This window comes from Paenibacillus sp. Lou8.1 (assembly GCF_024213565.1).
GTDB lineage: Bacteria > Bacillota > Bacilli > Paenibacillales > Paenibacillaceae > Paenibacillus > Paenibacillus polymyxa_B.
Genome location: NZ_JANAVN010000021.1, coordinates 37,160 through 49,804 on the forward strand (window position 1 = coordinate 37,160; position 12,645 = coordinate 49,804).

The 12,645-nt window shown below is 48.2% G+C and carries 10 protein-coding genes; all 10 read left to right on the top strand.

What is annotated here, in order from left to right; all coding sequences use genetic code 11:
* Positions 1-11: 11 nt before the first annotated feature.
* The 10 genes from NLX78_RS24340 (at position 12) to NLX78_RS24385 (ending at position 12,539) form a co-directional block, all read left to right on the top strand.
* Entirely contained in the window at positions 12-158 is a 147-nt protein-coding gene (locus NLX78_RS24340; RefSeq protein WP_155765239.1) for a hypothetical protein, read from the top strand.
* Positions 159-450: 292 nt separating this feature from the next.
* Positions 451-2,958, top strand: a complete 2,508-nt coding sequence (gene spoIIE / locus NLX78_RS24345; protein WP_254351759.1) for a stage II sporulation protein E — start codon at positions 451-453, stop codon at positions 2,956-2,958.
* 126 nt (positions 2,959-3,084) lie between these two features.
* Complete coding sequence (locus NLX78_RS24350; RefSeq protein WP_023986444.1) at positions 3,085-3,834, top strand: vWA domain-containing protein; 750 nt, start codon at positions 3,085-3,087, stop codon at positions 3,832-3,834.
* Positions 3,818-4,756 carry a protein kinase domain-containing protein gene (locus tag NLX78_RS24355; RefSeq protein ID WP_061831248.1) on the top strand — a complete coding sequence of 313 codons (939 nt, stop codon included), beginning with the start codon at positions 3,818-3,820 and terminating at the stop codon, positions 4,754-4,756. Before NLX78_RS24350 ends, NLX78_RS24355 begins: the two co-directional genes overlap by 17 nt.
* A 65-nt stretch (positions 4,757-4,821) precedes the next feature.
* Positions 4,822-6,270, top strand: a complete 1,449-nt coding sequence (gene tilS, locus NLX78_RS24360) for a tRNA lysidine(34) synthetase TilS (protein ID WP_254351760.1) — start codon at positions 4,822-4,824, stop codon at positions 6,268-6,270.
* A 47-nt stretch (positions 6,271-6,317) separates the two neighbouring features.
* Positions 6,318-6,857 (top strand): hypoxanthine phosphoribosyltransferase, encoded by a 540-nt coding sequence (gene hpt, locus NLX78_RS24365; protein WP_254351761.1) that lies wholly within the window; start codon positions 6,318-6,320, stop codon positions 6,855-6,857.
* Between the two features lie 97 nt (positions 6,858-6,954).
* Positions 6,955-8,994 (top strand): ATP-dependent zinc metalloprotease FtsH, encoded by a 2,040-nt coding sequence (gene ftsH / locus NLX78_RS24370; RefSeq protein WP_069290759.1) that lies wholly within the window; start codon positions 6,955-6,957, stop codon positions 8,992-8,994.
* Between the two features lie 277 nt (positions 8,995-9,271).
* On the top strand, positions 9,272-10,885 hold the full coding sequence (gene nadB, locus NLX78_RS24375; RefSeq protein WP_254351762.1) for an L-aspartate oxidase: 1,614 nt from the start codon (positions 9,272-9,274) through the stop codon (positions 10,883-10,885).
* A complete protein-coding gene (gene nadC, locus NLX78_RS24380; RefSeq protein ID WP_254351763.1) occupies positions 10,875-11,765 on the top strand; it encodes a carboxylating nicotinate-nucleotide diphosphorylase in 891 nt (296 codons plus the stop codon). Before nadB ends, nadC begins: the two co-directional genes overlap by 11 nt.
* Positions 11,766-11,771: 6 nt before the next feature.
* Positions 11,772-12,539: a type III pantothenate kinase gene (locus tag NLX78_RS24385; protein WP_013368697.1), complete on the top strand. Its 768-nt coding sequence runs from the start codon at positions 11,772-11,774 to the stop codon at positions 12,537-12,539.
* The last annotated feature ends 106 nt before the right edge of the window (positions 12,540-12,645 follow it).

The following is a 12,645-nucleotide window of genomic DNA, read 5'->3' on the forward strand; positions in this document are numbered from 1 at the left end:
TACGGTTTTTTTTGCGTTCTACCGACAACGGATGCGATAAGCAGCGATTGTTGGCGCTGAATCCAGTGGTTAGTCGTACGGGCATTTATGAGATTCGCAATTTTGATGAAGAAGAAAAGAGCTTCGATGCTGGAAAGCGGATGTTTTTTTTGTCGTGAGGACATAATCGTCCGACAAACTCCAACGGTTTTCCGTCTATCTTCTGTGCAAATCGCTAGATTGGACATCAGGATGAACGACATCGAGAGGTCATATAAGGAGTAGCGGGACGTTTCTTCCATCGGCTTCCATACGGGCGTAGCTTGATGTTCAGAGTGATGCTCTGTCCTTTCGCGCAGAACGTTTTTTTGTCGGAAATTTCTTGGAATAAGACGTGGGGTTCTGACAAACTTTCTCAGTCGTTCCGGTTTAAGATAGGAACATCAAATTGATGAATGGGGTGCCTGACGCATGATGGAGAAATGGAACGTGGTACATTTTCCGGGGTTAAAATCTAGAAAGTCCAAATCCAAAGAGCGTACGGAAGGGTGGTCTTCCAGACTCAAGAAACGGCTGGATTCACATAAAGTGGTGCAATGGGTAACGGCGCAAAGATGGATGCTGCTATTGTCAGCTATGGGAGTTCTACTGGGACGCGCCACTATTTTGGACGAGCTTTCTCCTTTTGCCCTCGCTTATTTTGCGGTCATAACGTTTCTTCGGCGTGATCTGATGCTGCCTGTAGCTGTATCCGTTGTGTTAGGCAGCCTATTAGCTCCTTACCCATCGTTATTTATGATTGGTGGCGAGCTACTGGTATTTTATCTCCTGTATCGCGGGCTACGAACCTTCGACCGTCTGGAATTATCCTATGCCCCGCTTATGGTTTTCTTGTCGGTGTTTATGGTCAATTTATTTAACGCCGTGATGGCTCCAACTTTCACATGGTATGAGCTTATCATTGTGGGAACGGATGCGGTTCTCAGCTTTATGCTTACGCTGGTGTTCACGCAGGCCATACCGTTGTTTACGTACCGCAAGAAGACAAGCCAGCTCAAAAATGAGGAAATTTTATGTCTTATTATTTTATTAGCCTCTGTGATGACGGGAGCAGTAGGCTGGACTGTTCATTCATTGTCTGTCGATCATGTACTGTCGCGATATTTGGTCTTGGTGTTTGCTTTGGTGGGAGGTGCTTCGCTGGGTGCATCGGTCGGTGTAATTACCGGTTTAATTTTAAGCTTGGCCAATATGTCTGCAATTGTGCAGATGAGTTTACTCGCTTTTGCAGGTTTGCTGGCAGGGATGCTGCGTGAAGGGAAAAAGGGTGCTGTTGCGCTTGGGATGCTGCTAGGCTCCTCAATTCTGACGATCTATTTGGACGGAACCGGAGACGTGCTGACGTCAACCTGGGAGAGTTGTGCGGCGATTCTATTATTCTTAATGACCCCAAAAAGTTTCTTTAAAGCGGTTTCTACCTATGTTCCCGGTACGCAGGACCACGCCAAATCTCAGCATGAATATGCCAAAAGGGTCCGCGATCTCACCGCAGAGCGGGTAACGAAGTTTTCCCGTGTATTCAGTCAGCTATCCCGCAGCTTTCACCAGATATCTGCGAGTGAGAGCACGAAGTCGGACGGAGAAATCGAACACTTTATGAATGCGGTGGCAGAAGGGACATGTGCCTCCTGCTTCAAGTGTGAGCAGTGCTGGGACGGCAAGTTTATGCAAACCCATCAGTATATGACGGAAATGATGAGCGCCATTGAGGATAACCCGGATTTGGAGCCGGAGCAGATACCCCCGCAATGGAGCAAGGCATGTGCTAAAACGGGCGCTGTCCTGCAAGTGATGAAGCAGCAGTATAGCCTCTACCAACATAATATGCAGTGGAAGCGCCAAGTATACGATAGTCGTCAGCTTGTTGCTGACCAGCTATCGGGTGTATCACAAATTATGGAGGATTTAGCGCGAGAAATTCAGCGGGAAGGACAGACCATGCATCGGCAGGAGGAGCAAATACGAGAAGCTCTTGATAGACTGGGCTTGTCCATCCAATCTATTGAGATTATTAATCTGGATGCAGGTCAGGTAGAAATTGAGATTGTCCATGCCTATACAAGGGGATTTGATGAATGTCGGAAAATCATTGCTCCACTTCTGTCGGACATACTGGACGAGCATATAGCTGTGATGCGCGAAACGGAGGCAGATCGCCGCCAAGGCTTGGCTACAGTCATGTTCGGCTCTGCTAAAACGTATGAGATTGCTACAGGGGTAGCTAGTGCCGCCAAAGGAGGCGATTTTTTCTCAGGTGACAGCTACAGCATGATGGAGCTAGGGAACGGGACTTTTGCAGTCTCATTAAGTGATGGTATGGGGAACGGAGAGCGCGCGCAGCAAGAAAGCAGTGCAGCACTTAACATTTTGGAGGAATTACTGCAATCGGGTATGGACGAAAAGTTGGCGATCAAGTCGGTTAACTCTGTCCTGATGCTGCGATCACCTGAGGAAATGTACGCTACGGTCGATATGGCGCTGATTGATCAGTACACGGCCCAGACAACTTTTATGAAGATTGGGTCTACGCCGAGCTTTATTAAAAGAGGGGAGGAGGTCACCCCTGTATCTGCCAGCAACTTGCCGATTGGCATTATACAGGATATTGAAATTGATTTGGTATCACTACAGCTCCAGCCGGGCGATATTCTCATTATGATTACAGACGGTATATACGACTCACCGGGTTACGCGGTTAATAAGGAAATATGGATGAAACGCATGATTCAGGAAATTGAAAGCGAAGATCCTCAGCAGTTGGCCGACTGTTTGCTAGAACGGGTTATTCGATACCAGCAAAATCAAATCTATGATGATATGACTGTAGTTGTTAGTAAAATCGACCACTTCCGCCCAGAGTGGGCAACTCTCCATGTACCTGGCATGAGGTGGTTGGAACGTCCACGGACGGTGAGCTAAGCCGACATTGCCCGGGAAATTCCTTACCCATTTTTAAAAATCCGCATCCTTCGTTTGAATCGTTCCGGATTAGGCAAAGATAGAATCTATCGGGATAGATTAAGAGGAAGCGGAGGTCAAAAAACGATGAAGCAAATTTTGATCATTACAGACGGATGCTCGAATGTAGGTGTTAGTCCAGTCATGGCGGCTGCCCAGGCTTTACGGGAAGGTATTACAGTGAACGTCGCCGGAGTCATAGATTATGGAACTATTGGCGAGCTTGGCAGTGCGGAGATTCAAGAAATTGCTAAAGCAGGGGGAGGGTTTAGCCAAATCGTAGGGACGAAGCAGTTGGCGCAGACCATGCAGATGATGACGCGCAAGACGGTGGTTCAAACCATTCAGCAGGCGGTTAATAGAGAGTTAACGCACATTCTGGGTGAGGGTGGCGCCAAACATATCGGTGAACTTCCTCCGGCCAAACGAGCCCAAGTGGTTGAGGTGATGGATGAACTGACAGAAACAAGCACCCTGGAGATTGCTTTGCTCATTGATGCAAGTGCGAGCATGAAGCCCAAGCTACCTGCTGTAGAGGACAGCATCCGTGATTTGCTACTCAGTTTACAGTCCAGAAGCGGACACAGTCGTATATCTGTGTTTCATTTTCCGGGCGGCAAAATGGGAGAAGACGCAGTCATGGATATCGGTTGGACCTCTGAGCTTAACCAGATCAAATCGATATTTGGACGCTTGCGGATGAAAGGGGCAACACCGACAGGTCCTGCCATTTTACAAGTGATTGATTATTACCGATATGTTACACTAGGAGAACAGAAAGATCTGGAAGAATCCTATGGCAAAGGAGAAGGGATGCTCGGTGACTACGTCGTCTGATCCCGTTCTTGCACCCGGAACGGTCATCAAGGGCAAGTGGAAGCGGAGCAGCTATGTCATCCAGCGCTTGCTGGGCCGGGGAGCGAACGGAACTGTATATTTGGTAAAAGAAGCACAGGCCGATCGGCAATTTGCTCTGAAAATGGGGAAGAACACGCTTGATCTGCAATCGGAGATTAATGTGCTGACCACATTGCAGTCTCAGGGGACTCAGGCCGCCCTTCAGCGCAATGGAAATCCTTCCTTTTTGTTTGAGGTGGATGATGTAGTGTTACGCAGCGGAGAAATCCCCTTTTATGTTATGCGATATGTTAAGGGTGATCCGCTTCATCGTTTTGTGGCAGCCAAAGGGCCGGAATGGTATGGTGTGGCTGGAACCGGTATACTGAATCGTCTGGCGGATCTCCATCAGGCAGGATGGGTGTTTGGCGACCTGAAGCCGCAGAATATTTTGGTCAATGCCTATGGAGAGGCTGAATTAATTGACTACGGCGGGGTGTCTCTTGCTGGTCGGAGTGTTAAACAATTCACAGAGTGGTATGATAGGGGATTCTGGAATGCTGGCAGCCGAAATGCTGATTCCCAGTATGACCTGTTTGCCTTCGCTCTTCTAACGATTCATATATTGGAGAGCGAATCATTAAAGACCGCTGCGAGTAGGCTGCCACAGCTGCGGAATACGGCAGAATTGACGGTCATCATTCGCCGTAGCCGTGTATTGCGCCCCTATGCCGAATGGCTGCTGGGTGCAGTGCGTGGAGAATATTCCGATACTCGTGCAGCGGCCCGATCTTGGTCACGTTTGGCTTCCGCACATGTCAGGCAATCGTCGGTCAAAAAAGGGAACCCACGCTGGCTGGGATATGCTTTCACGGTATCGCTTTTGCTGCTTGCCGGAGCGCTCTGGATTGCGTTAAGGTAGCAGCAGACTTACATAAGATAACAGATGATCATCATTTTTACGGTCGGGAGAAAAGAGGGTCGTGAATGGGAACAACAAAACCGACCGGTGTTGTACAGGAAGTGCTCGCCTTGGCGCGAGATCATTCACTGTGGAGCCCCGGAGACCGCATTGTGGTTGCTGTATCCGGTGGGCCGGATTCGGTGGCCCTTTTGCACATTTTACATGAAATATCCGTTATACATATGCCTTTACAACTCGTCTGCGCTCACGTTCATCATGGTTTCAGACCAGAAGAATCGGATGCGGAGGCTGAAGAGGTACGCAATATTGCCCAAAAGCTCGAACTTCCATTTGAAATGACTCGGGTGGATGTACCCGCTTATATGAAGGAGAGCGGGAAGGGGCCACAGGAAGCAGCCCGCGAGCTGCGCTACAGTTTTTTACATGATATGGCTACAAAGTGGGAAGCACAGCATATTGCAATGGCTCATCACGGCGACGATCAAGCCGAAACGGTTCTCTTGCACTTGCTGCGTGGTAGCGGCCCAGCAGGTTTGGCAGGTATGCGTTTGGCGCGCAGGGAAAAAAATGTGCAACTCATTCGCCCGCTGCTACGTATGTACAAGGCTGACCTGATTGAGTTTTGTAACTTTTATGATCTTTCCTATGTGATAGACAGCACTAATTTATCATCCAAATACCGTCGTAACGCCATTCGCATGGATGTGCTTCCTTTTTTGGGGCAATATAATGAGCGACTGACACCGTCCCTAAACCGGCTGGCCGAAACGATGGCTGACGAAAATGACTTTATGGAGGCATCCACGCTGTCGGCATACGAGAAAATGGTGCGCTTGGATAATGGCAGGTACATGTTTCCCATCGCTTCATACCGTAAGCTATCCGTTGCTTTACAACGGAGGTTGATTAAACTAATATTAAATTATCTGCCTTCGGACAGTGAAAATTTTGATTTTCGTAAAATTGAGACCGTTCGACTAAGACTTCTCCAAGAGGCATCGTCTACATGGAGTTTGGACTTGGGAGGCGGTGCGGTTGGAGTCCGCGAATATGACCAGGCGGTTTTGTTTGACCGTACGCAAGTCGTTATGGGCGAATGGTGCTATGGACTAAGTGTATTGCCTTTTTCCGGTGAGCTAGAGTTGCCTGAGGCAGGTGGTATACTTCGGTGGCGAAGGGCTTCCTATTCGGATGCGGACCATCCGGCGAATAAGGAGGAAGCGTGGTTCGACGCAGATCAATTGAGTCTGCCTTTGACTGTACGCTCGCGATTACCTGGAGATACCATGTATGTAATGGGATTAAACGGAAGAAAAAAGGTTAAAGATATTTTTATTGATGAAAAAATACCTCCTTCAATGCGTTCCGTTACTCCCATCGTCTGCGACCACGCTGGAACTATTCTCTGGATTCCGGGCGTACGACGTTCTGTACATGCCGCAGTGCAAAAGCACACGTCTTCGGTTATATATATGTCATGGCAAAGACGAGAGAGTCCGGGGCATCGGTAATTGCGCAGGAACGGCTTTCATAGTATAAACTTAGGAGGTTTACACCGTTGCAAAATGATATTCAGGAAATATTGATCAGCGAAGAAGAAATTCAGAGTAAAATTAAGGAATTGGGTGCACAGCTCAGCGTGAAATATGAAGGTAAAAATCCATTGGTGATTTGCGTACTGAAAGGTGCGTTTATCTTTATGGCTGATTTGGTTAAAACCATTACAGTGCCGTTGGAGCTTGATTTCATGGCTGTATCAAGTTACGGAGCATCCACAAAATCCTCAGGTATCATCAAAATCATTAAGGATTTGGACGCATCTGTAGAAGGACGCGACGTTCTGATTGTCGAAGATATTATCGACAGCGGCCTGACGCTGACGCATTTGATTGAATTGCTTAAAAACCGTAATGCCAATTCGGTATGTGTCGTAACCTTGTTCGACAAGCCTGCACGCCGGACAGTTAATCTTGAAGCAGATTATACTGGATTTACGCTTCCAGATGCGTTTGTTGTCGGCTATGGTCTGGACTATGCCGAGCACTACCGGAACCTCCCATACATAGGGATTTTAAAGCCGGAAATCTACACCAACTAATCTCAGCCTCCAGTCCTAGGACTAAATAAGGCCCTTTGTTGAGAAGGACTTACAGGCTATGGTAAAATAACTTAAGTGTCTCGAGAGGAGGTAGGGGATGAATCGGTTCATCCGGAATTCTGGTTTTTATTTGATTCTTTTTTTAGTTGTGGTGGGTATCGTTCAGTTTGTTAGCAACAGTAACGAAGCCTCCGATCTCCCTAGATATGACCAATTACGGCAAGAGGTTAAAGCTAATAACATCTCTAAAGTAACGGTCCAATTTGACGGTTACGCCTATCTTGTAACCGGTGCATATAAGAAGCAGCCGGCTAATGCTAAATCGACCAATTTTTCCGTATATGTTCCACCAACGGATCAAGCACTAAGTGAACTGGTGAATGCCAGCGAAACGAACGGGTTTGAATACGTGCAGAAGAAAATGGAAGGCGAAAGCATTTGGCTGACGTTTTTGACTTCTATCATTCCTTTGGTGATCATGTTCCTGTTGTTCTTCTTCCTGTTTAATCAGGCACAGGGCGGTGGCGGCAAAGTTATGAACTTCGGCAAGAGCAAAGCCCGTCTGTATAACGAAGAGAAGAAGAAGGTTACGTTCGAGGACGTGGCAGGGGCTGACGAAGAGAAGCAAGAGCTTGTCGAAGTCGTAGAATTCTTGAAGGACCCACGCAAGTTTGCAGCTGTGGGCGCTCGTATTCCAAAAGGTGTTCTGTTAGTGGGCCCTCCAGGTACGGGTAAAACACTCTTGGCGAGAGCTGTTGCAGGCGAGGCCGGAGTACCGTTTTTCAGCATCTCGGGTTCTGATTTTGTAGAAATGTTCGTCGGGGTCGGTGCTTCCCGTGTTCGTGATTTGTTCGAGAACGCGAAGAAGAACGCACCTTGTATCATTTTCATTGATGAGATTGATGCCGTTGGACGTCAACGTGGCGCCGGATTGGGTGGCGGACATGATGAACGTGAGCAGACGCTCAACCAATTGCTCGTAGAGATGGATGGATTCGGCGCAAACGAAGGTATCATCATCGTAGCGGCTACAAACCGTCCGGATATCTTAGACCCGGCGTTGCTTCGTCCAGGACGTTTTGACCGTCAAATTACGGTTGACCGTCCAGATGTTAAAGGCCGTGAAGCAGTATTGTATGTACATGCTCGCAACAAGCCATTAACGAAGGATGTTAAATTGGACGTAATTGCGAAACGTACAACAGGCTTTACAGGCGCTGATCTGGAAAATCTGTTGAACGAAGCTGCTTTGTTGGCGGCTCGTCGTAACCGCAGAGATATCTCGATGCGAGAAGTAGATGAAGCTATCGACCGTGTTATCGTAGGTACCGAAAAACGCAGCCGCGTAATCAGTGACCGCGAGAAACGAATTGTTGCTTATCATGAAGCAGGCCATACGATTATCGGCTTCTTCTTGGAAAATGCGGATATGGTTCATAAGGTAACGATTATTCCACGTGGACGTGCAGGCGGATATGTCATCATGCTTCCGAAGGAAGACCGCATGTTGACAACTAAGCAGGAATTGCTGGACAAAATCACTGGATTGTTGGGTGGACGCGTATCCGAGGAACTGTTCATTGGTGAGATCGGAACGGGAGCCTATAGCGACTTCCAGCAAGCGACAAGCATTGCACGCAGCATGATCGTAGAATATGGTATGAGTGAGAAGCTTGGTCCGATGCAGTTCGGTACTTCACAAGGCCAAGTATTCCTTGGACGCGATATCGGTCATGAGCAGAACTACAGTGATCAGATCGCTTATCAGATTGACCAGGAGATGAATCGCTTCATCACTGAGTCTTATGAGCGTGCTAGAGAACTCCTGACCAAGTATTCCAAAGAGGTTCATTTGATTGCTCAAACCTTGCTGGTAGAAGAAACTCTGGAACTTGAACAAATCAAACGTTTGATCGAGACAGGTTCTTTGGATGGTGGCACAACGGAGGGAGAAGGAACACCAGAAAACGGTGAGCCTGTGATCGACAACATTGGAGACGTCCGTGTACGTATTCAAGGTAAGGATGACGAGCCTAAGAATACAACGGATCAACCGAATGATATCCCTAATCTGAAAAAGCCAGAGGATGATAACAATTCGGGCAACTCCGGTGGTACTCCACCGACAACAACCTAATCATCCGATGGGATAGTTGAATAAGCGTATAGGAAGCTCCGGGGAACCAGGTATTATTGGTTTTCCGGAGTTTTTTAAATGGAAGATTATTGATAACGTGATTTGACAGACATCGGAACGTTGTGTACATTTATTGTTAAATAAACGGCTGTCGTCTTCTTAGCGTATAAAAGCCAACAGTCACTGCAATCGACTCTCTATCATTTTGAACATATACGTGAGCGCATACTGTAGAACCTATGGTGTGCGCTATTCTTCTGTGAAATCAGGTGAAGGCATGATTCCAAGATATCTAGTTGATTTTGATGTAGCGGACTTGACCCGATTGGAGGCCGACGTGTTAATTATCGGCTCGGGCATTGCGGGCTTATATACGGCGATTAAGGCTGCGGAGAATCGGAAAGTGTTGCTGATTACCAAGAAGACTTTGATGGAAAGCAACACGCGTTATGCTCAAGGCGGCATTGCTGCTGTCACATCGGACGAGGATACACCAGCCTATCATATGGAAGATACTCTGATTGCTGGAGCAGGTCTGTGTGAACCTGAGGCGATCAGTACGCTTGTCCATGAAGGTCCAGTTGGTATTCAAGAGTTAATACGTATGGGAACGGTTTTTGACCGTGTGGATGGTGAACTAGCGTTGACACGGGAAGGAGCGCATAGTCACCGGCGTATTTTGCATGCGAATGGAGATGCTACCGGTTATGAAATTGTGCGTGCCTTATCAGACCAGGTTGCTGCCCATCCCGGTATCGAAGTGTGGGAAGAATGCATGGTAATTGATCTGCTGACGGAGCATGGTGAGTGTATTGGAGCCCTCGTCCAAAAGCCAGGTGGGGAAAGGTCGTATATCACTGCTAATGCAACGATTTTGTGCTCAGGAGGTAGCGGGCAATTATACCGTTATACGACCAACCCGGATATTGCAACCGGGGATGGTATCGCTATGGCATATCGTGCTGGGGCGATTGTACGGGATATGGAATTCATACAGTTTCATCCTACGGCGTTGTGCCATCCGGGCGCTCCAAGGTTTCTAATTTCCGAAGCCGTACGGGGAGAAGGAGCCGTGTTACGCAATATTCACGGAGAACGCTTCATGGACAAATATGATTCCCGGCAGGAGCTTGCACCCAGAGATATCGTAGCTCGTGCTATCATTCATGAGATGGAACGCACCCAAGCTGCGTTTGTATACCTGGATATTACGCATGAGCCACCAGAGCGGGTGAAGCAACGTTTTCCAACCATTTATCGGACATGTCTGTCATTTGGTTTGGATATGACGACAGACTGGATCCCCATTGCGCCTGCTGCCCATTATATGATGGGTGGTGTTCAGACTAATCTACACGGGGAAAGCTCCATTGCGCGTTTGTTCGCCTGCGGGGAAACCTCTTCTACAGGTGTTCACGGAGCTAATCGTCTGGCGAGCAATTCGTTATCTGAAGCTATTGTATTCGCCAGCAGGATTATTGACCGACTGCATTCATTGCCACCGCTAGTCGGCCATACGTTGATATCTTATAGCGATAACCGTACAGAGTTCCCGGCTTCATCCGTCGCGGAGCAGCGGCATAGGCTGCAAGAAGCAATGGTTCGTTATGCTGGAGTTCGTCGGCACGGCGAAGGGCTGCAAGCAGCATTAGATGAGTTGCAAGGGCTAATGCCTATTTTTGAGGCTGTGATCGCTAGCCGGGAAGAGATCGAATTTGCCAATTTGCTCACCTGTGCTTTATTAGTAACAGATGGTGCGCTGCTACGTGAGGAGAGCCGGGGAGCGCATTATCGCGAGGATTTTCCTGAGACAGATGATAGCGTCTGGCGAAAGCATGTTCAGCAACGACGTGAGCAAGGGATAACGGAGGAGTACGTTCATGACATCTAACAGCGAGCTTTATGGAGAGTTTAGTGGATATCAGGAAGAACTGACGGCACAAATTCGCAGCTGGCTGCGAGAAGATACGGGCACTGGCGATGTGACTACGCGCTGGACAATTGAGCAGGGCCACCAATCCAAGGCTGTCATTCATGCCAAGGAGAGCGGCGTGGTTGCGGGGTTACCCGTGGCTGCCCTTGTATTTCAGGTAGTGGACCCTTCCTTGTCGTTCACTCCGCTGGTAGTCGATGGACAGTGGATTGAAAAGGGGAGCGTTTTGGCAGAAGTAACGGGGAGTACCCATGCAATTCTGACCGGAGAGCGATTGGCGTTAAATCTGCTCCAACGGATGTCTGGTATTGCCACGCGGACTCGGGCTTTTATAGATCAATTGCATGGTCTGTCCACTCGCTTGGTGGATACACGTAAAACAACACCGGGACATCGACTGCTGGAGAAGTATGCTGTTCGTGTAGGCGGTGGCTCGAATCATCGCTTTGGCCTGTACGATGCTGTTATGATTAAGGATAATCATATTAAGGGCGCAGGTGGGATTGAACAAGCTGTGAGTCGAGCGCGCGCTAATATACCGCATACGATGACGATTGAAGTAGAGACGGAAAACATGAAACAAGTTCAGGAAGCCCTGGAAGCTGGGGCGGATATCATTATGCTGGATAACATGTCTGCCCCAGATATGAAGGAAGCCGTTCGGTTCATTCGGGAACGGGCACCACATGTCAAAACAGAAGCCTCGGGCAATGTATCGCTGGATACAGTGCGTGAGATGGCTGAGAGTGGCGTAGATGTGATTTCTGTAGGCAGGCTGACATACTCTTTTCATAACCTGGATATCAGCCTTGACCTTAACGCAAAGAAAGATAGGTGACACCCATTGATTCTTGTAGTGGATGTAGGCAATACCAATATTGTTCTGGGGATATACGAAGGGCGGGAGCTGTTGCACCATTACCGGATCAGTACCTCCAGACAGGCAACCGCAGATGAATACGGCGTACTCATACATAATCTTTTTAGTATGGGTGGCGTATTAAAGGATGACATCCAGGGAGTGATTATTTCCTCTGTCGTTCCGCCATTGGTCCGTGTATTAGAAGAAATGTGCGATAAATACATAGGCAAAACGCCGTTAATCGTCGGGCCGGGAATCAAGACTGGTCTTAACCTGCGTTATGAGAATCCACGTGAAGTAGGTGCGGATCGGATCGTGAACGCTGTTGCGGCTGTCGAACGGTTCGGCGGGCCGCTGGTTGTGGTGGACTTTGGAACAGCGACGACGTTTGATTGTATTGACGATAAGGGAAACTACTTGGGCGGTGTCATTGTGCCGGGGATCGGGATTTCGACGGAGGCACTGTATCAACGGGCTTCCAAGCTGCCCCGCATCGAGTTGGAGAAACCCAAAAAGGTTATTGGTCGTAATACGGTTCATGCCATGCAAGCTGGGATTATCTTCGGTTATGCGGGGCAAGTGGATGGCATTGTGAGGCGCATTAAGGAAGAAATGCAGGTGGAACCTACGGTTATTGCTACCGGAGGTCTTGCAGAGCTGATCGCATCAGAGACAGAGAGCATTCAGAAAGTGCTGCCGATGTTGACGCTCGAAGGATTACGCATCATTTACCAACGTAACGCTGAATAAAAAAAGTGGATATAAGCTGCCGCTGAGTCCAACCGATGATCTTATCGGTTTGGATTAGCGGCGTTTTTCGTCTATACTGAAATATGTTACGTTTTTGAACAATTCG